At 69.6% G+C, this 24754-nt stretch carries 24 protein-coding genes and 1 tRNA gene; 9 read left to right on the forward strand and 16 right to left on the reverse strand.

Annotation, left to right across the window (positions count from 1 at the left end; translation table 11 throughout):
• Positions 1-170: 170 nt before the first annotated feature.
• Positions 171-1835, reverse strand: a complete 1665-nt coding sequence (gene hutU / locus AB0C75_RS12080; RefSeq protein ID WP_362889674.1) for a urocanate hydratase — start codon at positions 1833-1835, stop codon at positions 171-173.
• Between the two features lie 230 nt (positions 1836-2065).
• Between hutU and AB0C75_RS12085 the strand changes: the two genes are divergently transcribed.
• The 4 genes from AB0C75_RS12085 (at position 2066) to AB0C75_RS12100 (ending at position 4324) form a co-directional block, all read left to right on the forward strand.
• The gene (locus AB0C75_RS12085) at positions 2066-2548 is read left to right on the forward strand and encodes a hypothetical protein (RefSeq protein ID WP_362889676.1); all 483 of its coding nucleotides are present in this window, start codon (positions 2066-2068) and stop codon (positions 2546-2548) included.
• Positions 2549-2619: 71 nt separating this feature from the next.
• Positions 2620-3369, forward strand: a complete 750-nt coding sequence (locus tag AB0C75_RS12090; RefSeq protein ID WP_362889678.1) for a helix-turn-helix domain-containing protein — start codon at positions 2620-2622, stop codon at positions 3367-3369.
• 38 nt (positions 3370-3407) lie between these two features.
• On the forward strand, positions 3408-3875 hold the full coding sequence (locus AB0C75_RS12095; protein WP_362889680.1) for a roadblock/LC7 domain-containing protein: 468 nt from the start codon (positions 3408-3410) through the stop codon (positions 3873-3875).
• A gap of 74 nt (positions 3876-3949) precedes the next feature.
• Positions 3950-4324 (forward strand): hypothetical protein, encoded by a 375-nt coding sequence (locus tag AB0C75_RS12100; RefSeq protein ID WP_362889682.1) that lies wholly within the window; start codon positions 3950-3952, stop codon positions 4322-4324.
• A 31-nt stretch (positions 4325-4355) separates the two neighbouring features.
• Here AB0C75_RS12100 and AB0C75_RS12105 read toward each other — a convergent pair whose 3' ends face one another.
• On the reverse strand, positions 4356-4895 hold the full coding sequence (locus AB0C75_RS12105) for a hypothetical protein (RefSeq protein ID WP_362889684.1): 540 nt from the start codon (positions 4893-4895) through the stop codon (positions 4356-4358).
• Positions 4896-5066: 171 nt separating this feature from the next.
• Entirely contained in the window at positions 5067-5915 is an 849-nt protein-coding gene (locus AB0C75_RS12110; protein WP_362889686.1) for a MurR/RpiR family transcriptional regulator, read from the reverse strand.
• Between the two features lie 178 nt (positions 5916-6093).
• On the opposite strand from AB0C75_RS12110, the gene AB0C75_RS12115 reads away from it, so the two are divergent.
• On the forward strand, positions 6094-6675 hold the full coding sequence (locus tag AB0C75_RS12115) for a thioredoxin domain-containing protein (protein WP_362889688.1): 582 nt from the start codon (positions 6094-6096) through the stop codon (positions 6673-6675).
• A 121-nt stretch (positions 6676-6796) separates the two neighbouring features.
• Complete coding sequence (locus tag AB0C75_RS12120; RefSeq protein WP_362889690.1) at positions 6797-7225, forward strand: hypothetical protein; 429 nt, start codon at positions 6797-6799, stop codon at positions 7223-7225.
• A 259-nt stretch (positions 7226-7484) separates the two neighbouring features.
• On the opposite strand, the gene AB0C75_RS12125 is transcribed toward AB0C75_RS12120, so the two are convergent.
• Positions 7485-8888, reverse strand: coding sequence for a cystathionine beta-synthase (locus AB0C75_RS12125; protein ID WP_362889692.1), 1404 nt, complete (start codon positions 8886-8888; stop codon positions 7485-7487).
• Between the two features lie 155 nt (positions 8889-9043).
• Here AB0C75_RS12125 and AB0C75_RS12130 point away from each other — a divergent pair, with 155 nt between their 5' ends.
• The 3 genes from AB0C75_RS12130 (at position 9044) to AB0C75_RS12140 (ending at position 12697) form a co-directional block, all read left to right on the forward strand.
• Positions 9044-10120, forward strand: a complete 1077-nt coding sequence (locus AB0C75_RS12130; protein ID WP_362890067.1) for an SGNH/GDSL hydrolase family protein — start codon at positions 9044-9046, stop codon at positions 10118-10120.
• A 132-nt stretch (positions 10121-10252) separates the two neighbouring features.
• Entirely contained in the window at positions 10253-11473 is a 1221-nt protein-coding gene (locus AB0C75_RS12135; RefSeq protein WP_362889694.1) for an acetyl-CoA C-acetyltransferase, read from the forward strand.
• Positions 11474-11842: 369 nt separating this feature from the next.
• On the forward strand, positions 11843-12697 hold the full coding sequence (locus AB0C75_RS12140) for a hypothetical protein (protein WP_362890069.1): 855 nt from the start codon (positions 11843-11845) through the stop codon (positions 12695-12697).
• 28 nt (positions 12698-12725) lie between these two features.
• Here the strand turns inward: AB0C75_RS12140 and AB0C75_RS12145 are convergent, their stop codons facing one another.
• The 12 genes from AB0C75_RS12145 to AB0C75_RS12200 all read right to left on the reverse strand — a co-directional run bounded on the left by AB0C75_RS12145 (position 12726) and on the right by AB0C75_RS12200 (position 24719).
• Positions 12726-13052: a hypothetical protein gene (locus tag AB0C75_RS12145; protein WP_362889696.1), complete on the reverse strand. Its 327-nt coding sequence runs from the start codon at positions 13050-13052 to the stop codon at positions 12726-12728.
• 174 nt (positions 13053-13226) lie between these two features.
• Positions 13227-14111, reverse strand: coding sequence for a Bax inhibitor-1/YccA family protein (locus tag AB0C75_RS12150; protein ID WP_362889698.1), 885 nt, complete (start codon positions 14109-14111; stop codon positions 13227-13229).
• Between the two features lie 162 nt (positions 14112-14273).
• The gene (locus AB0C75_RS12155; RefSeq protein WP_362889700.1) at positions 14274-14810 is read right to left on the reverse strand and encodes a hypothetical protein; all 537 of its coding nucleotides are present in this window, start codon (positions 14808-14810) and stop codon (positions 14274-14276) included.
• Between the two features lie 69 nt (positions 14811-14879).
• Complete coding sequence (locus tag AB0C75_RS12160; protein WP_362889702.1) at positions 14880-15383, reverse strand: hypothetical protein; 504 nt, start codon at positions 15381-15383, stop codon at positions 14880-14882.
• 29 nt (positions 15384-15412) lie between these two features.
• Positions 15413-17509 carry a hypothetical protein gene (locus tag AB0C75_RS12165; protein ID WP_362889704.1) on the reverse strand — a complete coding sequence of 699 codons (2097 nt, stop codon included), beginning with the start codon at positions 17507-17509 and terminating at the stop codon, positions 15413-15415.
• Positions 17509-17955, reverse strand: a complete 447-nt coding sequence (locus AB0C75_RS12170) for a hypothetical protein (RefSeq protein ID WP_362889705.1) — start codon at positions 17953-17955, stop codon at positions 17509-17511. The genes AB0C75_RS12165 and AB0C75_RS12170 overlap by 1 nt, the downstream gene beginning before the upstream one ends.
• A gap of 271 nt (positions 17956-18226) precedes the next feature.
• A tRNA-Leu gene (locus tag AB0C75_RS12175) sits at positions 18227-18313 on the reverse strand.
• A gap of 249 nt (positions 18314-18562) precedes the next feature.
• Entirely contained in the window at positions 18563-20974 is a 2412-nt protein-coding gene (locus AB0C75_RS12180; protein ID WP_362889707.1) for a glycoside hydrolase family 2 TIM barrel-domain containing protein, read from the reverse strand.
• Positions 20971-21882 carry an ATP-binding cassette domain-containing protein gene (locus AB0C75_RS12185; protein ID WP_362889709.1) on the reverse strand — a complete coding sequence of 304 codons (912 nt, stop codon included), beginning with the start codon at positions 21880-21882 and terminating at the stop codon, positions 20971-20973. The genes AB0C75_RS12180 and AB0C75_RS12185 overlap by 4 nt, the downstream gene beginning before the upstream one ends.
• On the reverse strand, positions 21864-22808 hold the full coding sequence (locus tag AB0C75_RS12190) for an ABC transporter ATP-binding protein (RefSeq protein ID WP_362889711.1): 945 nt from the start codon (positions 22806-22808) through the stop codon (positions 21864-21866). Before AB0C75_RS12190 ends, AB0C75_RS12185 begins: the two co-directional genes overlap by 19 nt.
• A gap of 4 nt (positions 22809-22812) precedes the next feature.
• Positions 22813-23727 carry an ABC transporter permease gene (locus AB0C75_RS12195; protein WP_362889713.1) on the reverse strand — a complete coding sequence of 305 codons (915 nt, stop codon included), beginning with the start codon at positions 23725-23727 and terminating at the stop codon, positions 22813-22815.
• Positions 23724-24719 carry an ABC transporter permease gene (locus AB0C75_RS12200; RefSeq protein WP_362889715.1) on the reverse strand — a complete coding sequence of 332 codons (996 nt, stop codon included), beginning with the start codon at positions 24717-24719 and terminating at the stop codon, positions 23724-23726. The genes AB0C75_RS12195 and AB0C75_RS12200 overlap by 4 nt, the downstream gene beginning before the upstream one ends.
• Positions 24720-24754: the final 35 nt, after the last annotated feature.

Genomic DNA, 24754 nt, shown 5'->3' on the forward strand with positions numbered 1-24754 from the left:
AGACCTCCGGGAAGAGGGCCGCACCCCACCCTGCCCCGCTGCCGGCCCCTGCCCTGCCGACGCCTGCTCCACCGGTGCCCGCTCCGTCGGTGCCTGCGCCACCGGTGCCTGCTCCGCCGACGCCTGCGACACCGATGCCCGCCCCGTCGGCCCCTGTTCCGTAGGTCCGGTCACCGGGCTTCGTCCTCCCTCATCGGGACCCGTACGTCCTTGTCCGATGCGACCGACTCCGCGATGTCGTACCCCGCGTCGACATGCCGGATGACGCCCATCCCGGGGTCGTTCGTCAGCACCCGCCGGATCTTCTCGCCGGCGAGTTCCGTGCCGTCGGCGACCGTGACCTGCCCCGCGTGGATCGAGCGGCCCATGCCCACACCACCCCCGTGGTGCAGGGACACCCAGGACGCCCCGGAGGCCACGTTGACCATGGCGTTGAGCAGCGGCCAGTCCGCGATGGCGTCGGAACCGTCGAGCATGGCCTCGGTCTCCCGGTAGGGCGAGGCGACCGATCCGCAGTCCAGGTGGTCGCGCCCGATGGCCAGCGGCGCGGCGAGCTCACCGCTCGCCACCATGTCGTTGAACCGCTCGCCCGCCAGGTCGCGTTCGCCGTAGCCGAGCCAGCAGATCCGGGCCGGGAGGCCCTGGAAGTGGACCCGCTCACCGGCCATCCTGATCCAGCGGTGCAGGGACTCGTTCTCCGGGAAGAGTTCGAGCAGGGCCTTGTCCGTCTTGTGGATGTCCGACGCCTCACCCGACAGCGCCGCCCAGCGGAAGGGCCCCTTGCCCTCGCAGAAGAGGGGCCGGATGTAGGCGGGCACGAAGCCGGGGAAGTCGAACGCGCGCGCGTACCCGGCGAGCTGGGCCTCGCCCCGGATCGAGTTGCCGTAGTCGAAGACCTCGGCCCCCGCGTCCATGAAGCCGACCATCGCCTCGACATGCGCGGCCATCGACTCCCGGGCGCGCCGGGTGAAGTCGGCGGGCTTCTCGGCCGCGTAGGAGGCCATGTCGTCGAAGTCGACGCCGACGGGCAGATAGGCCAGCGGGTCGTGCGCGCTGGTCTGGTCCGTGACGATGTCGACGGGCGCGCCCTCGGCGAGCATCCGGGGCAGCAGCTCCGCCGCGTTGCCGAGCAGACCGATGGAGAGCGGGCGCCGCGCGTCGCGGGCCTCGACGGCCAGCTGGAGCGCGTGCTCCAGGGAGTCGGCCCGTACGTCCAGGAAGCGGTGCTCGATGCGTCGTTCGATGGCGCGCGGGTCGCAGTCGATGCAGAGGGCGACGCCGTCGTTCATGGTGACGGCAAGCGGCTGGGCCCCGCCCATACCGCCGAGTCCCGCGGTCAGTGTGATGGTCCCGGCGAGCGTCCCGCCGAACCGCTTGGCGGCGACTGCGGCGAAGGTCTCGTAGGTGCCCTGGAGGATGCCCTGGGTCCCGATGTAGATCCAGGAACCGGCGGTCATCTGCCCGTACATGGTGAGCCCGAGGGCCTCGAGACGGCGGAACTCCTCCCAGTTGGCCCAGTCGCCGACCAGGTTGGAGTTGGCGATCAGGACGCGCGGAGCCCATTCGTGGGTCTGCATGACACCCACCGGGCGGCCGGACTGGACGAGCATCGTCTCGTCCTGCTTGAGCGTCCGCAGCGTACGGACCATGGCGTCGAAGGACCGCCAGTCGCGGGCCGCCTTGCCCGTGCCCCCGTAGACGACGAGCTTGTCGGGGTGTTCGGCGACCTCGGGGTCGAGGTTGTTCTGCAGCATGCGGAGGGCGGCTTCCTGCGGCCACCCCAGGGCGCTCAGTTCCGTACCGCGCGGTGCCCGTACGGGGCGGGGTCCTGACATGGGGATGCCTCCTCGCGTATGTGACTCTCCTATTCACATCCTGGCTATCTGAATACTCCTAGTCAACAGGTGGCGCCCCCCGCACGGCCGCCGCACGTCGACCGGTGGCCCTTTACACGGCCCGCCGCATGTACCAATGGAAAATGCCAGAACTCCCACCAGGCGCGCACACGTTGCGTAGCCTCTCCACTACATCCACATCCGTACGCCACGTCGGGAGGGAGTTCGCGTTGCCCGGAATCGACGAGTGCCTGATCGAAGTCATGAGGCTGCCCGGTGCCCGGGGTGCATCGGTGGTCGACTGGACGAGCGGTCTCGCGCTCGGCACCATCGGCGAGTCGCCCAACGGCGACCACGAGGCCACGGCCGCCGAGACGGCCGAGGTGGCAAGGATGGCCGCCGAGCAGCCGGTCTTCGCGCAGCCTGCCTTCGCACAGCCGGACGCGCCCGCCGGTTCGCCGGGGTCACCCACCGGCCCTCCGGGGCAGCCCGGGGACTTACCGGGTCAGCCCGGGGACTTACCGGGGCCGCCCGCATCCGCCGTCGAGGACGTCATCGTCACCACCGCCCCCGGCTACCACATCCTCCGATTCGTCGAGACGGCCTTCGACAGCAGCGTCTTCCTCCATCTCTGGCTGGACCGCGCCGAAGGCAACCTCGCCCTGGCGCGCATCCGGCTCGGGGAGATAGCGGAGCGGCTGGTCCTGGCATGAGACCCACCGCCGCCCTCAGGCCCGGCACACCCGAAAGGCCCGGCACACCCGAAGGGGCAGCGCCCTCCCCGATGTTGCAGCGGCTGGAGGCGGAGCGCGCCACCGGCGCACTGATGCGCGACCGCGGCACCCTGTATCTCGCCGACGGCCAGGTCGTCCACGCGGAGAGCCCCGCGACCCCCGGAATCGACGTCCTGCTCACCACGGGCGGGGCCCTGCGCTCCGAGGGCTGGTGGGACGCGGTCGCCCAGGCGGGTGCCGGACAGCGGGTCGGCCGCTATCTCGTGGACAGCGGCCGGGTGCCCGGCGGCGCGCTGGAGCTCTGCCATCTGGGCGCCCTGTACGACGCGGCCTTCTTCGCCCTTGCCCCCACGCACACACCGGCCCGCTTCCGCTACGGGGTCTCCCACTGGATCGGCCCCGTCCGTCCCGTGCCCGTGCACGCCGTGCAGCGCGAGACGCTCAGGCGCCGGGAGCTCCTGGACCGGATCTGGCCGGACGCACGCACCGACAGCGCACCGCTCTCCCCCACGGCCCACCCGGTCGACGCCCCGGTCCCGCCACGCCAGCGCCGCGTCCTGGCCCTGGTGGACGGCGAGCGCACGGCCACGGACATCGCCCAGGAGCTGGGCCGCTCGGCGTTCCACATCCTGGTCGACCTGCGCCGGCTGGCGGCCGCCGGCCTGGTCGAAGCGGTCCGCCCCGCCGCTGACGGCTCCGCCCCGGTGTCCGGGCACAGCCGCATCACGCTGCCCGAGGTCACGACCGACCCCGACGTCGCCCTGTTGCGCCGGCTCAGAGACGCATTGGAGGCCTTGTGATACGCGCGCTCAGACAGCGTGCCGGGAGGAGACAGCTGATGGTGCCCGAGGCAGAGGCAAAGGACGTCCTCGACGAGCTCCAGCGGTTACGCGCCCGGGTACCGCTCCTGACCGGGGCACTGGCCGCCAGTACCGACGGCCTGATCGTCGCCCAGGACACCCCGGGCATCGAGGCGGAAGGCGTCGCCGCGCTGACCGCCGCCGCGCTCGGCGTCTCGATCCGGATGACCGACGCCACCGGGCGCGGCGGCTTCCGCGAGCTCCTGATCCGCGGCGAGAACGGCTACATCGCCACGTACGCGGCGGGCGCCTCCGCCGTACTCACCCTGCTGGCCGAGGACCGCATCAACGTCGGCCGCCTCCATCTCGAAGGCCGTCGCGCCGGTGCGCGCATCGGCGAAGTGGTCGATGCCGCGCAGGACCGCCCCGACCGCCCCGTGCCGGCGCCACGGCCTCAGCAGCCGGAGGCCCTGCCCCGCCGCACCATCACACCGGATCCCACCTGACACCAGCACCAGCAAGTCGAAGAACACCAGCAGCGGACCGGCCACCGGGCCGGCCAGGGAAAGGAACGAGCACTATGGCCAACACCGAAGCGTCACTGAAGGATGCGATGGCGTCGATCGAGGGGACCGTCGGTGTCGCACTCGTCGACTACACCAGCGGCATGGCCCTGGGCACCCTCGGCGGTGGCAAGGAGTTCAACCTGGAGGTCGCAGCCGCCGGGAACACGGATGTCGTCCGGGCGAAGCTGCGGACCATGGAGCACCTCGGCATCAAGGACGAGATCGAGGACATCCTGATCACCCTCGGCTCCCAGTACCACCTGATCCGGCTGCTCAAAACCCGTGGCAACAACGGCCTGTTCCTCTACCTCGTCCTGGACTCGGGCCGGGCCAACCTCGCGATGGCACGCCACCAGCTGAGGAAGATCGAAGCGGACCTGGAGGTCTGAGCCGAGGTCTTGGGCCCAAGGTCCGGCTCTCTCACCGGCGACGACGCCGCGCCCCACCGGGTGCGGCGTCCCCCGCCATGGGGCCGGTCGTCCGGTAGGCCTTCACCCGCCGGCCCGCGGGCCGGCCGCGCTCCGCCCAGTCGGTGCGCACCCAGTACAGGACGTCGTCCCGCCGCTCCCGCTGTCCGATCCGTACGGACCTCAGCCAGAGCCCCGCGCCGGCCCCGGCCAGCACCAGCCCCCCGGCACCGGGGAGCACGTACGCGCTCGCGACCGCGACCAGGAACGCACCGACGAGCCACCAGCGGTAGCCGCGCCGCCAGTTGCGTACGGTCACGTCCCGGTCCTGGAGGAAGTCGCTCCGCCCGGCCCGCGTGGCACCCCTGGCGAGCTCCGCGTAGCGGCCCGTACGGCTGAACGCCACCACGGCCAGGGTGATCAGGAACAGCGCGGCCCCTGCCAGCAACCCGATCCGGCGCCCGGTGAGGCCGGGGATGAACGCCCCGACGGCCGCCGCCACCAGCCCGGGCCACCACAACGGCGAGGCCCCGGCCCGTACGATCACGGCCACCCTCGCCAAAGACTGCGCTCCGCGCCCCACGTCCGTACCCCTCTTCCGCGGTTCCCTGTGGACCTTCTGGGCGCGGAGATTAATCGGCGCAGATGAGCGATGTCTGAGAATCGGCGGAGAGCGCCCCGCGGACCGACGCCTACTCGACGAACAGCCCCCGCGGACCGAGTCCTACTCGACGAACAGCCCCCGCGACGCGGCCCTGGCGTCGAACTCCTCCAGCCGGGCCTGCGCCTCGGGCAGCCCGTCGCACATGGCCTCCAGCAGCGCCCGCCCCAGCAGCATCGGCGCACACGCCGTGTCGAAGGCCAGGCCGGTCCCCACGGCCGCCGGAATCAGCAGATCGCTGTGGGCCGCCACCGGGGCGAACGCGGAGTCGGCCACCGTCACGGTGGTCAGCCCCTGCTCCCGCGCGTACGCCAGCGCGTCCACGACCTCGCGCGGGTGCCGTGGCAGCGCGAAGCACATCAGCGCGCTCGCCCCCGCCCGCCTGGCGGTGTCGACGCGGTCGTACAGCATGCTGCCGCCCTCGTCGAGCACCCGTACGTCGGGGTGCACCTTGGCGGCGAAGTACCCGAACCCGCGGGCCTGCGACGATGCGGCCCGCAGCCCGAGCACGAGCAGCGGCCTCGACCCGGCGAGCAGCCGCCCCGCACGCTCCACCGGGGCCGGATCGGCGAGCAGTTCGGACAGCTGCCGCAGATTCTCGATCTCCTCCCGCACGGCCTGCTGGTACTCGTTGAAGCTCTCCTGCGCACCGTCCCCGTCGGCCGCCCCGTCCGGGGTGACCTCCCTGAGGTGCTTGCGCAGCGCGGGGTACCCGTCGAAGCCGAGCGCCACGGCGAAGCGGGTGACGGACGGCTGGCTGACCCCGGCCAGTTCGGCCAGCTCCACGCTCGACAGGAACGGGGCATCGGCGGCGCGCCGCACCATGGAGTGCGCGATCCGCCGCTGGGTGGGCGTGAGCCTCTTCCCCTCGAAGAGCCGCTGCAACCGCGCAGCCGGGCTGCTCCCGCTCATGCTGTCCCCTCCGGAGTGTTCCGCCGTACCGACCGTGCACCAGGTAATCCATTCAGCCAGCAAGAGGCCTGAATGTCCATATACAGCCGCTGCATACAGCCGCCGCTCCGGACGCCGTGCGGTGCACCCCCAGGGTGCTCGCATTGCGGGACCGTGCTCCGATGCCGACCCTGGGGTCATGATCCCAGCCAACACAAGAGGCCAGGGCGGCGTCACCGTCCGCTACGGCGACGCCGATGCCGCGCACGTGCTGAACGTCTACGCCGATCTGCGCTGCCCCTACTGCAAGCGCATGGAGCTCGGACTCGGAGCCGTGATGGAGCAGGCCGCGGACGAGGGCAGATTCGCGGTGGACCACCATTTCGGCACGTTCATCGACGACTCCACGGGCGGCAGCGGCTCCATGGAGGCCCTGGCCGCGCTGGGGGCCGCCGCCGACGAGGGACAGAAGCCGTTCATGCACTTCCTGCGGGCGCTCTACGCCGATCAGCCCAGTGAGGACGTGGACGCATTCGCCGACCAGGACACCTTGCTACGGCTCGCGGGCGGGGTCGAGGCACTGCACACCGACGGCTTCCGGCAGAAGGTCATGGAGCGCACCTACCTGCCCTGGGCGGCGCAGGTGTCGGCCGCCTTCGCGACGAGCGGCATCCGGTCCACCCCGACGGTCCTGATCGACCGCACCCCGGTCCCCGTCCTGAACACCACGGGCTACGCGGTCACGCCCGAGGCCTTCCTCGCCGGGGCGACGCCCCAGTGAACAGGGGACGCCCCCCGTGAACAACCCCGGCCGTCGGCCGTCGGCCGAACAGCGCCGAAAACAGGAAACAGGGGGGCTAACCCCACTGACCCGGGCGCCCCGGATTCGTAACGTGAAGCGTATGGAAGCCCGTGACCCTGAGCTCAGGCGAGAGCTCGACGCCACCCTGCAGGCCCGCGGCGAGCTCGGCCCCGAGTACGAGCCCGCGCTCATCGACTCGTTCCTGGAGAAGGTCGAGCAGCGGCTCTCCGGCACGCGGGACGCGCAGGACCAGCGCACGCGGCGCCATCAGGCCGAGCAGCAGCTGGCCGCCGCCAGGAGCGCCGCCCTGCCCGCCAAGGCGGCCGGCGGCTTCGGGGAGCGGTTCGGCTTCGGAGTCGTGTCCCTGGTCCTGGCCGTCCCCCTGTCCGCGATCGGTGTCGCGAACGCCGGGATCGAGGGGCTCGTCGTGGCCTGGCTGGGAATCTTCGGCGTGAACGCCGTGCATGCCGCCCGCGCATGGCCGTGGGCCCGGGGCAGGCAGCGGAACGCGTCCGACTGGGAAGGATAGTCGCGGGGACCGCCGCACCCCCGGTTGCCCGAGGGGCGGGACGACGGCGGTCCCCGCGAGGGACGCGGTCCCGGGTCAGGGCCGGGAGTCGCGTCCTGGCGACGGTGGAGGTCCGGGAGCCGCTCCGTAGTCCGTGTCGCCGTATGGGTGCCGGCTGGTTTCCCTGCCGACACCCATTACTCTGCCGGAGCCGTGTTAAGCCGGTGCTGCGTCGACGTGTCGCGCTCGTACCGTTTTCGCGAACCCGGGAAACCGGGCGCTACGGCCTGGCCACCGCACCCTTCGCCAGGAAGGCCAGCAGATCCTGCCTGCTCACGACCCCCTTCGGCTTGCCCTCGACGAGAACGATCGCCGCATCGGCACCGTCCGGACCACTGAGCACAGCCATCAGGTCCTCGACGGGCTCACCCGAACCGACCTGCGGCAGCGGGGCCGACATGTGCTTCTCCAGCGAATCGGACAGGGTGGCCCGCTGGGTGAACAGCGCGTCCAGGAGCTGACGCTCCACGACGGAGCCGATGACCTCGGCGGCCATCACATCCGGGTGTCCCGCACCGGGCTTCACGATCGGCATCTGGGAGACGCCGTACTCACGCAGGACGTCGATGGCCTCGCCGACCGTCTCCTCGGGGTGCATATGGACGAGTGAGGGAAGCGGGCCCTCCTTGAAGTCCAGCACCGCGCCGACCCGGGCGGAGGGGCCGGAGTCCTCCAGGAAGCCGTAGTCGGCCATCCACTCGTCGTTGAAGATCTTGCTCATGTAACCGCGGCCGCTGTCCGGCAGCAGGACGACGACCACATCGTCGGGGCCGAGCCGCTCGGCGACCTCCAGGGCCGCGACGACCGCCATGCCACAGGATCCGCCGACGAGCAGGCCCTCCTCCTTGGCCAGACGGCGCGTCATCTGGAAGGAGTCCTTGTCCGAGACCGCGACGATCTCGTCCGTGACCGTACGGTCGTAGGCGCTCGGCCAGAAGTCCTCGCCGACGCCCTCCACGAGATACGGGCGCCCCGAACCGCCGGAGTAGACGGAACCCTCCGGGTCCGCGCCGACGACACGGACGCCGTTCTCGCTGATCTCCTTGAGATAGCGGCCCGTACCGGTGATCGTGCCGCCGGTGCCGACGCCCGCGACGAAGTGGGTGATCCTCCCCTCCGTCTGCTCCCAGAGCTCAGGGCCCGTCGTCTCGTAGTGCGAGCGCGGGTTGTTCGGGTTGGAGTACTGGTCGGGCTTCCAGGCCCCCGGCGTCTCACGGACCAGGCGGTCGGAGACGTTGTAGTACGAGTCCGGGTGGTCGGGGTCGACGGCCGTCGGGCAGACGACGACCTCCGCACCGTAGGCGCGCAGCACGTTGATCTTGTCCGTGGACACCTTGTCCGGGCAGACGAAGACGCACTTGTAGCCCTTCTGCTGGGCGACGATGGCCAGGCCGACGCCCGTGTTGCCGCTGGTCGGCTCCACGATCGTGCCGCCCGGCACGAGTTCGCCGCTCTCCTCGGCGGCCTCGATCATGCGCAGCGCGATGCGGTCCTTCACCGACCCGCCGGGGTTGAAGTACTCGACCTTGGCCAGGACCGTCGCCTGAATGCCTGCCGACACATTGCGCAGCCTGACCAGCGGGGTGTTGCCGACAAGACTGATCATCGAATCGTGGAATTGCACCGTGTACTCCGGGATCTCCGTAATGGTCAGGCAAGAGTATGCGTACGGGCCGGAGATTGGGCTGCGCGATTGAGCTACGCCCTCCACGGGGCAGGTACTGCTGTGTACGGCTGTACAGCACGGAGGAGGTGGACCGGACTGTGTCGAGAGCGAGGGTGGCACGGCGGATCGCAGCGGGTGCGGCCTATGGGGGCGGCAGCGTCGGTCTGATCGGGGCGGCGACAGTGGGGCTGGTGCTGGCCGAGGTGCAGTTGGCGAAACGACTGGTGGGCGGGGGCAAGGCACCTGTCCCGCCGAGTGCGGACGGACGGTACGGGGTGGCCTTCGCCGGGCCGTCCGATCCGTTGCGCTTCGTGATGCTGGGTGACTCGACGGCTGCCGGCCAGGGCGTACGCAGGGCCGGGCAGACCCCCGGTGCCCTGCTGGCGTCCGGTCTTGCGGCGGTGGCCGAACGGCCGGTCGATCTGCGCAACGTGGCCTTGCCGGGGGCCAGGTCGGACGATCTGGAGCGGCAGGTGTCCCTGGTGCTGGCGGATCCTTCGGGGGCGCCGGACGTCTGCGCGATCATGATCGGCGCGAACGACGTGACCCATCGGATGCCGGCGACGCAGTCGGTGCGCTGTCTGAGCACCGCCGTACGCAGGCTGCGTACGGCCGGCGCGGAGGTGGTCGTGGGCACCTGTCCCGACCTGGGCACGATCGAGCCGGTCTACCAGCCGTTGCGGTGGCTGGCCCGGCGGGTGAGCCGGCAGCTGGCGGCGGCCCAGACGATCGGTTCGGTGGAACAGGGCGGCCGGACGGTCTCCCTGGGCGACCTGCTGGGCCCTGAGTTCGAGGCGAACCCACGGGAGCTCTTCGGCCCCGACAACTACCACCCATCGGCCGAGGGATACGCGACCGCTTCGATGGCCATGCTGCCGACGCTGTGCGCGGTCCTCGGGCTGTGGCCGGAGTCCGACCACCTGGATGTCTCGCGCCGCGAAGGCATGCTGCCGGTCGCCAAGGCCGCCTCCCGTGCCGCGCGGGAGGCCGGCACCGAGGTCACGGGTGCGCGGGCACCCTGGGCGCTGCTCAAGCACCGCAGGCGTCGGCGCCTGCCCGCCCATACGGAACCCGTGCCTCACGACGGCACGGGGAAGGACACGGACGGCCACGACGGCGGGTCCCTGCCGGAGCGCGGGCAGGGGCGCGGATCGGGTCGCGGATCAGGGGCGACATGGCGGCGGGCATGAGCGAGGAAGGCAAGCGACTGAGCGGTTGCTTAGAAAAGAGGTCCGCATCACACAGCCTGTTGGGTGACCTCAGCTATACGTCCGGGTAACTTCCAAGGCAGCCCTGCCTTCCAGCCCTCATGGAGCCGCGTGATGCCCGAAGCCGTGATCGTCTCTGCTGCCCGTTCACCCATCGGCCGGGCCTTCAAGGGGTCCCTCAAGGATCTGCGCGCGGACGACCTGACCGCGACCATCATCAAGACCGCGCTGGCCAAGGTCCCCGAGCTGGACCCGAAGGACATCGACGACCTGATGCTCGGCTGCGGCCTCCCCGGCGGCGAGCAGGGCAACAACCTGGGCCGCATCATCGCCGTACAGATGGGGATGGACCACCTTCCCGGCTGTACGGTCACCCGCTACTGCTCGTCCTCGCTCCAGACCAGCCGCATGGCGCTGCACGCCATCAAGGCCGGCGAGGGCGACGTCTTCATCTCCGCCGGTGTCGAGACGGTGTCCCGTTTCGTGAAGGGCAACTCCGACAGCCTGCCGGACACGCACAACCCGCTCTTCGCCGACGCCGAGGCCCGCACCGCCGCCCGCGCCGAGCAGGAGGGCACGAGCTGGACCGACCCGCGCGAGGAGGGCCTCGTCCCGGACGCGTACATCGCGATGGGGCAGACCGCCGAGAACCTCGCCCGGATCAAGGGCGTCACCCGCCAGGACATGGACGAGTTCGGCGTGCGGTCGCAGAACCTCGCCGAGGAAGCCATCAAGAACGGCTTCTGGGAACGCGAGATCACCCCCGTGACCACGCCGGACGGCACGGTCGTCGCGAAGGACGACGGCCCCCGCGCGGGCGTCACCCTGGAGGGCGTGCAGGGCCTGAAGCCGGTGTTCCGCCCCGACGGACTCGTCACCGCGGCCAACTGCTGCCCGCTCAACGACGGCGCCGCCGCCCTGGTGGTCATGTCCGACACCAAGGCGCGCGAGCTGGGCCTGACCCCGCTGGCCCGCATCGTCTCGACGGGCGTCTCCGGCCTGTCCCCCGAGATCATGGGCTACGGACCGGTCGAGGCCAGCAAGCAGGCGCTCAGGCGCGCCGGCCTGACCATCGACGACATCGACCTGGCCGAGATCAACGAGGCGTTCGCCGCCCAGGTCATCCCCTCCTACCGGGACCTCGGCCTGCCGCTGGACAAGGTCAACGTCAACGGTGGCGCGATCGCCGTCGGCCACCCCTTCGGCATGACGGGCGCCCGCATCACGGGCACGCTGATCAACAGCCTGCAGTTCCATGACAAGCAGTTCGGCCTGGAGACGATGTGCGTGGGCGGCGGCCAGGGCATGGCCATGGTCATCGAGCGGCTGAGCTGAGCCGCAGCGGAGGGTAGGGGTCGCCCGAGGCACGAGGGCGGCACCTGCCCGCAGCGGAGGCGAAGCGAACGCGACCAACAACGCGAGCGGCTGAGCCGAGCCGCAGCGGAGGGTACGGCAGGCTTATTGCAGGTCAGCACTCCCTCGCGGGGGCCGTCCTGAATCGGGCTGAGCTCCGATCGTGACCGAATCTCCCCCAGGATGTGATGTGCATCCCGGGGGAGAGTCGTTTCCGCAGGTCACACCAGTCACAGAGCTAAACACCGGGCCCAAAGACCTGTCCAATTCGTGACGTAATGCACTGACAGCGGGCGCCGGTGGAGGACAAGCTGATGTAGGAAGTCGGGGGTGTCGATCGAAACCGGGAGTATGTCAGTGAGCGCCATGCCGTTTGCCCTGTTGCTGACCACCGCCGCTGCCACGGCTGTCGGCGCCGCCGCTCTGCACGCTGCTCACGGGCTGCGCAAGCAGGTCACCGCTCTGCGCGCGGAGCTGGCCGAGGGGCGCAGTCTGCACGCGTCCGTACCCGAGCAGCAGAACCGGAGCACCGGCACACCCGCCGAGGAGATACGCACGGCCGTGGCCGAGGCACTCGCCGAGGAGCGGGAGCGCGAGCTCGCCGAGGCCCGTGCCTTCTGGGCGGCCCAGGAAGCACGCGACGCCGCCGACGCCCCGTCCCTGCTGGGCGGGTTCGGCGAGGACGTCCCGTTCTTCATGCCCCGCCAGAGCGACTTCGCGGGCCTCGACGCGATGGACCTCGAAGCCGGAGACGCCCTGGACGAGCTGACGGAGCTGGCCGAACTCACCGACCTGCCCGAGGTCACCGAGTACGCGGAGTACCCCGAGGACTCCCCGGAGCTGGCCGCGGCCCGTCGCCGCCACCCCTCGCACCCGGACTTCGTCCCCGTGCAGACACCTGTCGTCACCGACCATGAGCGTACCGTGAACCGCCTGGAGCGGCTCGCCGACACCGGTACGGAGCTCACCGACGTGCGCCCCGGCCCCCTGGGGACCCTCGATGTGTACGTCTTCGCCGACGGCACGACGCTCTGCATGACCCCCGGCCACCGGGAGACCGCGGAGCGGCTCGCCGACTCGCTGCGCTCCGGTGAACAGCCGGTGCTGCTGGGCGGTTCCGGGGTCTCGGGCGCCTACGCGCTGACGTTCTCGTGCGGCAGGGAGAACGTCTACATCCTCGCCGACCGCGTCATCGCCTCGTTCTAGGCCCTTCTCGCGAAAGCCCCCCCCAGGGCTACTGCCCGGGTGCGAACGCCCGCGCCGCCGCTTCCTCGACACGCCGCACGGCCTCGTCCAGCTCCTGGGACGAGGCCGTTTCCAGTGCCACGGCCAGGTCCCGCCCGGCAACCGCGAGCTGGTCCCCCACCGCGAATATCCCGGCGTCCGGCATGGCCTTCGGCTCCTGGTCAGGGGCGTCGGCCCGCTGGGCACGGGCCGACAGCTCCCTGGCCGTCGCCAGGGCCTCTTCGGCCACGCCACGCTGGAGTCGGCTCTGCGGCGTACTGCGCAGTCGGTCGGCGAAACGGTCCACGGCGGTGATCAGGGGCGTCGTATCGAGCACGCCGTGACCCTACGCGCCCCCGTCGGACGGCCGCCACCGCCGGAGACGCCGAGGCCTGAGGCGAGCACTCCCCCGCGACGGCGTGACCGGACCGCTTGGCAGGACCACGTAACGGGACGGCCCGCAGGCTCGAATCGCCTGCGGGCCGTCCCGTTACGCCGTCGTACCTACGGGTCAGTCGTTCCCGTTGAGGATGGAGAGCAGACGCAGCATCTCCAGGTAGATCCACACCAGGGTCAGGGTGAGGCCGAAGGCCGCCAGCCAGGACTCCTCGCGCGGTGCGCCGTAGTTGATGCCGTCCTCGACCTGCTTGAAGTCCAGGGCCAGGAAGCAGGCACCGAGGATGATGCCGGCGATTCCGAAGAGGATGCCGAGACCGCCGCTGCGGAAGCCGAGGCCGTCACCGCCGCCGAACACGCTGAACAGCATGTTGACCATCATCAGGAGCACGAAGCCCATGGCCGCGGCCATCACGAAGCCGTAGAAACGGCGGGTGACGCGGATCCAGCGCATCTTGTACGCGAAGAGGACACCGGCGAAGACACACATGGTGCCCATCACCGCCTGCATCACCGTGCCGGGGCTGATGTAGGTGCTGACCGTGCTGGAGATCACCCCGAGGAAGACACCCTCGAAGGCCGCGTAGGCCAGGATCAGCGCGGGCGAGGCCTTGCGCTTGAAGGACTGGATGATCGCGAAGACGAACGCCACCAGGGCGGCGCCGATGCCGATGCCGTAGGACTTGCCGAGATTGGCCTCGTCGACCGGCAACAGGGCCCAGGACAGCGCGGCGGTGAGCACCACGGTGCCCAGCGTCATCGCCGTACGCGTGACGACGTCGTCGATCGTCATCGCGCCGGAGCGCGCGGGCGCCTGCGGGGCGCCGTACTGGGTGCCCTGCTGGGCGTAAGGGTTCGTGGCGTACGGGTTGGCGGCGCCCTGCGCATACGGGTTCGCACCCGCGGCGGCGGCCCCGGCCTGCGGCGCCGCGTTGAAGCCAGCGCTGCCGTTGTCGCGGCTGAACCCCCGTCGCGAGAAGACCGGGTTGCTGCTCCTCATTTCACTCCTTCATGGCCACCCTGCGCGGCCTTGCGTCAAGAGTAATGGGTAGGCAAAACAATCACCCTGGTACCGGAGGAGGATCTTCGAGAGAAGATTCACCGCCGGCCACCCGGATGCACACCTGGACCCTACGGGCCGCGAGGTGACCCAGGCACGGCGTCAGGCCGTGCAGGCCATCTCCTTCTTGACCGCGGGGACGAAGGACAGGGCGAACCTCTCGATGTCGGCCCGGCGCTTCTCCACGTCCTTCTCGGCCCTCTCACCGACACCGACGGACACTGTGAGGTAGGGAACCTCGGCGGTATCGCACCGGGCACTGATCACGAAGTTCTTGTCGCCCACCGCCCCAGCTCCATCGAACGGCAGGGCTGACATCTTCTTCCGGTTGGCGAACTTGTAGGCGACGAGCTTGCCCATGGGGTCGTAGAGCCTGTCCGTCCTCTCGACCGAGGCGGTCACACCCTTGTCCGAGTCCACCGTGACGTAGCACATACCGGACAGGTCCGCCAAAGGCTCGCCGTCGACAACAAGCTTCTCGCCGTCCGGGAGCAGCGGCTCGATCTCCTCCTTGCCGACCGGAACGCCGCATACGTCCTCGGGCGTCGCGTAGTCCCGGCCCGCGTCGCAGCCCACCGCAAGCAGAGCAAGACCGCAGAGGAGCGCGGCCGACGCCGCCGTGCGGGACGATTTCCACATCACTGGTCCCCCGCCGCCCTTTCAGCCTTCGTATTGCCGTACGCGGTATACGCAAGTCCAGACATGGCGTCAGGCCGTGCAGGCCATCTCTTTCTTGACCGCAGGGACGAAGGCCGCGGCGAACTTCTCCATGTCGGCACGCCGCCTGTCCACGTCGCTCCCTGTCTTGTCCGGGACAGTTACGAACACGATCGCGTGATCGGCATCGGGCGCCTCACACCGAGCGCTGATCATCACGTTCCTGTCACCCGTCGCACCTGCACCGTCGAACGGCAGAGCAGAGATCTTCTTACGGTTCGTGAACCTGAAGCTATCGAGCTTGCCCATCGGGTCGTAGAACTTTTCCACCTTTTCGACCTGAACGGACACGGCCCAGTGGTCGTCCACCGACACTTCGCACGTACTGCCGTTCACTGTGAGGGGATCACCGACGACCTCGAGAGTCTCACCGTCGGGCAACAGAGGCGACAGCTCCTCCCCACCGACCGGAACACCACACAGATCCTCCGGCAACGCATACTCCCGTCCTCCGCCGCACCCCGCTGCGAACAGGACGAGGCTGCAGAGGGCCACCGCAGCGGCTGTTCGGGGTGATTTCATCGTCACTGATCCCCCGCCACCCCTTCGGCCTTCTTGTTTCCGTCGTTGGCAGATGCTCCGATGGATGCGTACATCCCATGGTCCTTCGAGTACCCCTCGTGCGCCGGGTCCTCTGCCCAATCGGAATTCACCTTGTACCACTCATCAGCCAGCGCCCGAAGCTGACTGTTCCGTGCACCGTAGGTCTCCTTGTGGTCTGCGCTCGCTGTGTCGTTGATCTCGTTTTGCTTGTCCTCGAGCCAGGCCGTCGTGATCGCATCGACGCCTCGCTGGAGCGGGTCCCCGATAACCCCGCCTCCGAGCGGCGTCAGTACGCCCCCGACGAGGTGGTACGTCCACGCCTTCTTCCAGGAGGCGTCGGTGAGGTCCCCGTCCTTCTCGTCGTTGGTGGCCTGGTACCTGGCTTCCTCCAGGAACCCGACAGTCCTGCCGGCCTTGTCGAGACTGTCCTCGGGGTGGTCCTTCTCCGTGAGGATGTCGGCCATCATCGCGTTGTTCATCTGCTCGGTGAGCAAGCCGTAGGTGTCCTTGTTCCGGGAGATCTGCTTACTCACCTCCATCAGGTCGTCCGCAGGCAGCCCGTAGGACCCCAGAGGGTCGCTCATGGCCTTGTGGACGGTCTCCCCGTGGTTCCCCATGGCCCGGGCCATGTCGTCGCGCATCTCGGAGGGGAAGTCGTTGCCCGTCGCCGCGAGGAACCCGAGCGAGCGCTTCATGGCCTCCGTCTGCTGCGGCGTGTGTTCGGAGAACTCCGCGCCCGGGGCGTCCGGGTCCCCGACGCCCGACACCGCGGCGAACATGGCCTTGCCCGTGGCCTCCAGCGCCGGGTTGGGGCCGTCGCTCAGCGGGGTGTCGTCGAAGGAGGGGCGCTCCTTGAGCACCCACTCGGCGTTGTCCTGAGGTTCCTTGGCGTTGAAGAAGTCCGTGGACGCGTCCGGGCTGTTGGACAGTGCCGTCATGAAACCCGTCATCGGGTCACGGCCGAAGTCCTCGTCGTCCATGAAGTTCATCTTCGGCATGGACGGGCCGCCGATCCCGGTCCAGTAGTTCTTCGGCAGCTTCATCTTCTGTTCGGTCTCCACCAGGGAGTTGCCGTACTTGTTGAGGAACTGATCGTCGTAGTCCCCGACGCGCATCAGGTTGCTCATCACCTGGTACCCGTACACCCGCGTGCCGTGCGTCTGGTACATCTCACCCGAGAACTTCACCATGTCGTTCTCCCACCGCCGCATGGCAGGGCTGTCCGACTGGGTGGCTCCGGCCAGGGTCAGACCGAGGTTCTCCTGGAAGCTGCCCAGCTGGTCCAGCTGGGTGCGCGCCAGGTCGTTGGGTGTCGATACATCCGTGAGGTCCGCCCAGAACTCCAGCACGCCCTTGGGACCCAGTGTCCTGGCGAACTGCTCCTGGAACAGGGGGTCGTTCTTGTAGGAGTCGAGCGTGGAGTTGAGCCTGCGGAACTCCTCGGGCGTCATCTCGTCGCCCTTCTCCTTCATGAGCTTCGCCGCTTCCTCCGCCTTCTTCACGGCGTCGACCGCGGAGTCCCGGTCCCCGTACTTGGCCCCGGAGAAGCCGACTTCTGCCTGATCGGAGATGGCCTTCAGTACTCGCGCCGCGCTGCTGTCACTTTCGGTCGCTCTGCCGAGGATCCTCTGTACGTCGTCGCGGAGATTCTCGACGTCCTGCGCGGAGTGATCGGGCACCTCGTGCCCCTTGGCCGCCCGGTCGGGGTGGATGAGCATCGTGACGGTGAACCCGCCTCCACCACTCGGCACCACCGTGATGTTCTTCTTCCGGCCACGCTCCAGCGCCTGGTCCAGCTCCTCCTTGTACCCCACGAGCTCGTCACGGGTGTCCTTGAGGATGTTGTGGATCGTCGTCGCCTGCGTATGCGCGTCGGAGAACTCGCCCACGGTCTTCGTGACGAACCCCTTGGTGATCGTGGCGTTCTCGCCGGCCCAGTTCGCCTTGTCCGCCTTGGCCTTGAGGTCGTCCCGGGCGTCATCCGCCAGCGTCTTGAGCTTGTCGACGACCCCTTTCCACGCGGTGAGCGCTTCACCGAGCTTCGCGAAATCAGCGTCCCGCAGCGTTTCGAGGTCCATCAGCGCTGGGTCCTCTCGTTGAAGCCGTCATCGAGAGTGGAGATGCTGCTCACGGTTGAGTAGATGTGGTACTCGTCGCCCGCGTGCGCGTTCTTCGTGTAGTCCATGTGGTTCGAGATGTGCGCACAGGCGTCCAGCAGCGACTTCAGCTGCTCCTCCCACCGCTCCTGCACATGGTCGAGACCGCCGCCAAGCGCGAAGCCCTGCGTCGTCAGGTCCTTGGCCGCTGTCTGGCTGGGGGACCAGGCATCGCGTCCGTGCTTGCCCAGTGTCTCGAAGAGCTTGAACGCGCTGTCTCCAACTGCGGCCAAGTCCTGCTGGTTGACCTTGAGATCGCCCTGGGGTCCCGGCCCACCGGGCTCGCCGGGAAGCTGATTGAGCTGCATACCCGTTGTCTGCCGCTGCGCAGCCTCGCTCTTCAGCTGCTCCCACTCATCCCAAGCCATACGACGCCGCCCCGTGAAATCGCCATTACCGATCGGCCACTTAACATATCAATGGGTCCAACGTCAGCAGCATGCCTCCGCACCGCGATCGCCCACTCGACGCGACCCAGGTCGGGCCTCGCGGACGGCGTCCTCAGGCCGGGCCCCCGGGACACGACTCGGCTACGTACGGTGACATTCCGTGAGGCATCGCGTGCAGGTGCGTTGCGCGGTGCGGGAAGTTGAGAGCTGAAGTACCGTGCGGCCGTCCCGGGCTCCACCGGCTGCGCGGTGGTGCCCGGAGCCGGACTCGAACCGGCACGCCCCCGAGGAGGCAGCGAGGTTTAAGCTCGCCGTGTCTGCATTCCACCACCCGGGCGTGGGCGCGCGGCTCCGCGTTTGGCACAAGACCCTATCCGGGGGCGTCCCTCGAACAGCGGAACCGCCGGTCGATGTTGTCTTATTTTATCGACCATGTGAGGGTCCGTCAGACACCGGTCATCGCATCAGCACACGCCCCGCCCGGTCAAGGGGTGCGAACCCCGGCAAAGCGGAATGACGGAAAGTCGCCGCACTCGCGCGGCCCCTCCGCCGTGGGCCGCGCCATCGTTCGCCGGAGGCCGCCCGTTCAAGCGCGGACGGCGTCGTTGACGCACCGGAGAACGGGCCGTGAACACAGGGCCTCAGGGTCCTCCAGCACCGCGCCCGTGACATGGAGGACGGCGCTCTCGCCGGGCAGCAGAGTGACCAGCATGTCGTCCACCTCGGCCGCCGGATCCAGCCGGTCGGGGAAGAGCGCGAGGTCCCGCAGCAGCGTTCGCGCCGTCACCGTGACCCGGTAGCCGATGCCCGATTCATCACCCTGGGTGACCGTGGCGTCGTAGCGTGCCGGCGGAAGCTCGACGCGGGTGTCCTCCTCGTAGAACTCGACCGTCCGCTGCTCGCCCAGCTCCGCCACCAGCACCTCGCGGGTGCTGTTGTCCGGCTCGGCGACCGAGGGCGGCAGGGGTACCCGGGTGATGTCGCGGGGGGCCGTGGTGACCTCGGCCGTCTCCTCGGCCAGGACCGTGCCGTCCAGGGAACGCCGGGTCAGCCGCAGGGTGCCCTCCCACGGGTGGGCGGAGTCGTTGACCAGGTGCAGGGCTCCGTCACGTACGGCCATCAGCCGGTCCGCGTACACCTCGCGCAGGGCGTACCAGAGCGGCTTGCGGCGGCCGTCGCCGTCCACGGCCGCCCAGGAGACCACCGGCCAGCAGTCGTTGAGCTGCCACACGATCGCGCCCATGCAGTACGGCGTGTGCGAGCGGAAGTGGCGGATGCCGAAGGCCACGGCGCGGGCCTGGTTGAGCTGGGTGAGCCAGTGCCAGTCGTCGAAGCCCCCCGGCTGCGGCAGGTGGTCGCCCAGGCCTCGCAGCAGCTTGGTGTCCCCGTCCTCCGCCTTCTGGTGGTGGGCGAGCAGCGGGGCGTCCGGGGCGAGCTCCCCGCTGACCGCGCGGCGCAGTGTGGCGTACGCGGGCGGGCCCTGGAAGCCGAATTCCGCGACGAAGCGGTGGGCGGTGTCGGCGTAGTGGCGGTAGTCGACCCGGTTCCAGACCTCCCAGAGGTGGACCGTGCCCAGGGCCGGGTCGTTCGGGGGAAGCTCGGGGGAGGCGGAGTACGGCGAGCCCGGCCAGTACGGGCGGGTCGGGTCGGTCTCGGCGCACAGCGCGGGGAGCAGCTCGTGGTAATAGCCGTGGCCCCAGGTGCGGCCCTCCAGCTTCTCCTGCCAGCCCCAGTCGGCGTGGCCCTCCAGGTTCTCGTTGTTGCCGCACCACAGGACCAGCGAAGGGTGCGGGGCGAGCCGGACGAGGTTCTCGCGGACCTCGGCGGCCACCTCGTCGTACAGCGGCTGCTCCTCCGGGTAGGCCGCGCAGGCGAACGGGAAGTCCTGCCAGACCAGCAGCCCCTTCTCGTCGCACAGTTCGTAGAAGTCATCGCTCTCGTAGAGGCCGCCGCCCCAGACCCGGATCAGGTTGACGCCCGCCGCGAGTGCCTGGTCGAGGCGGTCGGAGACCCGCTGCCGGGTGATCCGGGCGGGGAAGCAGTCGTCGGGGATCCAGTTCACCCCGCGTACGAAGACGGGCTCGCCGTTGACGGAGACACGGAACGCCTCGCGTTCCAGGGTGACCGCCCGGAAGCCGGTCCTGCCGGTCCAGGCGACCTCGCCGCCGAGGCGGACGGTGACGTCGTACAGCGACTGTTCACCGTGGCTGTGCGGCCACCAGGGCTCGGCGTCGGGAACCGGGAGGGTCACCGAGACGTGGTGCTCGTCCTGCGACGCGGTGAAGACGGCGCACACTCCGAGCACCTCGACCGAGCCCGACAGCGCCGCGGCGCCCTCGTCGCGCTCCACCTCCAGGGTGACGGCCAGGCGCGGCGCCCCGGCCTCGTCGAGGTCGCCCAGCACCTTGACGGCGGCGAGGCGCGGGCCGGTCCAGGACTCCAGCGCGACAGGCCGCCAGATGCCGGAGGTCACCAGGGTGGGGCCCCAGTCCCAACCGAAGTTGCAGGCCATCTTGCGGATGAAGGCGTACGGCTCGGCGTACGCGCCCGGCCGGTCGCCGAGCTTGTCGCGCATGGCCTCGGCGTAGGTGTACGGGGCGGTGAAGCGTACGGCGAGCGTGTTGGGGCCCTCGCGCAGCAACGGCCGGACGGGGAAGCGGTAGCCGCGGTGCTGGTTGGCCGTGGTGCCCACCTCGGTGCCGTTGAGCCGGACCGCGGCGACGGTGTCGAGGCCGTCGAAGCACAGGTCGGTGAAGGCGTGGCCGTCGTCGGACCACTCGAACGTGGTGCTGTACGTCCAGTCGGTGCGGCCGATCCAGCCGAGGCGCGTCTCGTTGTCGTCCAGGTAGGGGTCGTCGATCAGCCCGGCGGCCAGCAGGTCGGTGTGGACACAGCCGGGGACGGTGGCCGGGACGCCGCCTGTGGGGAGCCCCACGGGGACGGCGCTGTCGGCCCTGAGCGTCCAGCCGTCGTGCAGGGGCAGGTGGCGAGGGGTCACGCGGAGGTCCTTCCGCAGTCGGGGAGCCCGGCACAGGCGACGAAGTGGTCGGGCTCGGTCTCGTACAGGTCGGTGTCCCGCGCGCCCCCCTCGTGGTAAGCGCAGGCCTCCACGGGTTCGGCGGACGTCCAGGGCTCGTTGAGCCGGGGCACCGCGGCCAGCAGTGTGCGGGTGTAGGGGTGGAGGGGGTTGCCGAAGACCTTCTGTGTGTCGCCGCGTTCGACGACGCGGCCGTTCCTCAGCACCACGGTCCTCTCGGCGAGGTAGGTGCCGAGCGAGAGGTCATGGGTGATGTAGAGGACACCGAGACCGCGTTCCTTCAGGCCGGCGAGGAGGTTGAGGACATCGATACGGGTGGAGGCGTCGAGCATGCTGGTGATCTCGTCCGCGACCAGGAACCGCAGATCGAGCAGGAGGGCGCGGGCGATGAGCAACCGCTGCAGCTGCCCGCCGCTGAGCTGGTGCGGGTAGCGGCCGAGCACCTGCCCGGGATCCAGGCGTACGTCCCGTACCGCCTTCTCGACGCGCTCGGCCCACTCCTTGTCGGAGACGCCCGGGTGGTAGGCACGGCGGACCAGGGCGAAGACCCTGTCCGCCTTGAAGACCGGGTTGTAGCAGCTGAAGGGGTCCTGGAAGACGCCCTGGACGCGACGGTAGAAGTCCTTGCCCGGCCGGACCTGTTCGCCGTCCAGGGTGAGGCTGCCTGAGCTGGCCCGGGTGAGACCGAGGACCATACGGCCGATGGTGGACTTCCCGCTGCCGCTCTCGCCGATGAGCGAGACCAGCTCGCCGGGCGCCGCCTCGAAGGAGACCCGGTCGACGGCGGTGGTGGAGCCGCCGCCGAAGGCGCCGGCCCGGAAGGTCTTGGTGACACGGTCGAGGGCCAGCATCAGGCCGCCTTCCAGCATGCGACGGTATGGCGGGGGGCGATCTCGACGACCGGCGGCTCGTCGGCGCACCCGCTGTCGGCGAGCGGACAGCGAGCGCGGAAGCGGCAGCCGGCCGGAGGGTCGAGCAGCGATGGTGGGGAGCCCTCGATGCCGCTGAGCGGCTTGTCCTTGTAGCGGGCGCCGACCTGGGGCAGCGAGCCGATCAGCATCTTCGTGTACGGGTGGCGGGGTGCGGTCGTCAGCGCCTTCGTGGGGGCCTTCTCGGCGAGCTTGCCCGCGTACATCACCATGATCGAGTCGGCGATGTGCGAGGTGAGCCCGAGGTCATGGGTCACGAAGATCATGCTGGTGACGAGGCCCTTGTCGCGGAGCCCGGTGAGGGCGCCCACGACGGCCTGCTGGTTGGAGACGTCCAGGGCCGATGTGACCTCGTCGGCGATGAGGACGGACGGGTCGAGCAGCGTGGAGATCACCATGACGGCACGCTGTTTCATGCCCCCGGACAGCTCGATCGGATAGCGGTCGAGGACCGTGGGTTCGAGGCCCACCAGGGCGAGCCTGCGGTGCAGTTCGCCGGTGTCCACGGTGACGCCGCGGGAGGCGAGCAGCTCGCGGATCATGCGTCCGATGCGGCGCGTCGGGTTGAGCGCGCTCATCGAGTACTGGGGCACGAGCGAGATCTTGTGGAAGCGGTAGGCGTTCATCGCGCGGTCGTCGGACAGCGGCAGTTCGTCGCCGTCCAGCGTCACGGTGCCGCCCACGTGCCTCATCCGCCCGTCGAGCCGGATGAGGGACTTGCCCAGGGTGGTCTTGCCGCAGCCGGACTCGCCGGCCAGGCCCAGGATCTCGCCGTCAGCCAGGTCGAAGCCGACGCCGTCCAGGGCCCGGACCTCGCCGCGCAGCGTGCGGTAGTGGACCCGCAGATCGTTGACGGTCAGGGTCATGTCCTCAGGACTCCCTCAGCTTCGGGTTGAAGACCTCGTCGAGGCCCACGTTGGCGACGTAGAGCGCGCCGACGATCGCGGTGATCCCGGCGCCCGGGGGGACGAACCACCACCACATGCCGAGTTGGAGCGCGCTCCACTGCTGGGCGCTCTGCAGCATCAGGCCGAGCGAGACGCCCTCGGTCGGGCCGAGCCCGATGAAGTCCAGCGAGGAGGCGATGAGGATGGACCCGCCGAAGAGCAGGATGAACATCATGAAGAGGTACGAGCTCATGTTGGGCGCGATCTCGCGGAACACGATCCGCCAGGTGCCGCTGCCGCTGAGCCTGGCCAGGTCCACGAACTCCCGGGTGCGCAGCGAGAACGTCTGCGCCCGGATCGCGCGCGCCGCCCAGGGCCACGAGGTCAGGCCGATGAACAGGCCCTGCACGGCGACGCTGCGCACCCCCATGTAGGCGTTGATGATCAGCAGGACCGCGAGGGCGGGGATCACCAGGACGACGTTGGTGAGCATGTTGAGGATCTCGTCGACGACTCCGCCCCGGTAGCCGGCGAGGAAGCCGACGATCATGGCGATGACGGCGGCGATGGCCCCGCCGACCACGCCCACCAGGAAGGTGGCGCGCAGCCCGTGCACGAACTGGGCGTACACGTCCTGGCCGAAGGTGGTGGTGCCCATCCAGTACGTGCCGTCCGGCGCCGACGCCTGCGGGCCCACGTATTCGTTGGGGTTGCCGCTGTCGAGCAGCATCGGTCCGACGACGCCGATCGCGAGCAGGACGACGACCAGGGTCACGCCGATGATCAGCTTGGGGTTGCGCACCGCGTAGTGCAGCGACTCGCGGCCGGGCTTGGCCGCCGGGGCCCCGGTGGAGGGGCCGGAGGGGGCCTCGGGCGCCGGGTCGGGCAGTGTGCTCATGAGGTGCCTCCTGCCATGCCCGTACGGGTGCGGGGGTCGACGACGACGTACACGATGTCGATGAGGAAGTTGGCGATCAGTACGCCGATGACGATGAACAGGAACGCGCCCTGGAGCAGGAAGAAGTCCTGGTTCTGGATCGCGGACAGGATCAGTGAGCCGAGCCCGGGGTAGGCGAACACGATCTCCGTGACGAGCGCTCCGGCGACCAGCACCCCCAACTGGAGTGCCAGGCCGGTGACCTGGGGCAGGACGGCGTTGCGGAACGCGTAGCGGCGGATGAGCCGCTGGGGCGCGCCGAGGGCCGACAGGTACGAGGAGTAGTCGGACTCCAGCTCGTAGATGATCATGTTGCGCATGCCGATGGCCCAGCCGCCCAGCGCGACGAGGAACAGCGAGAGGAACGGCAGCACCCAGTGGTGCAGCGCGTCCAGCACGAAGTCGGCGTTCCAGCCGGGCTGGATGTCCAGGCTGTAGCCCCCCGATATGGGGAACCAGCCGGCCTTGGCACCCAGCGCCCAGGCGAGGATGACGGCGATCCACATGTACGGCATGGCCGTCAGCAGATAGCCGGCCGGCAGCACGGTGTTGTCCAGGACCTTACGGCGGGCGGACAGCGCGCCGATCCAGTTGCCCACGAACCAGCTGAGCAGGACGGCCGGGATCATCAGGCCGAGCGTGTACGGGAGCGCGTCGAGAAGGACGTCTCCGACGGGCGTGGGGAAGACGAAGATGGAGATCCCGAAGTCGCCCTGGAGCAGCGAGCCCCAGAAGTGGAGGTACTGCTGCCACAGCGGTTCGTCGAAGCCGAAGAGGTTGTTGTAGTAGGTGCGCATCGCCTCGGCGGCCTCCGGCTGGGAGACGCGGGCGCGGGCGACCATGGCGGAGACCGGGTCGCCGGGCATGAAGCGCGGGATCATCCAGTTGACGGTGACGGCGACGACGAACGTCAGTCCGTAGATGAGAAGTTTGCGGGCGAAGTAGCGGCGCAAGGGTGCTCCCCTGGTGGAGAGCCCCGCCGTGCGCA

Origin of the sequence: Streptomyces sp. NPDC048565 (assembly GCF_040650935.1) — a bacterium.
In the GTDB taxonomy this organism is placed as follows: domain Bacteria; phylum Actinomycetota; class Actinomycetes; order Streptomycetales; family Streptomycetaceae; genus Streptomyces.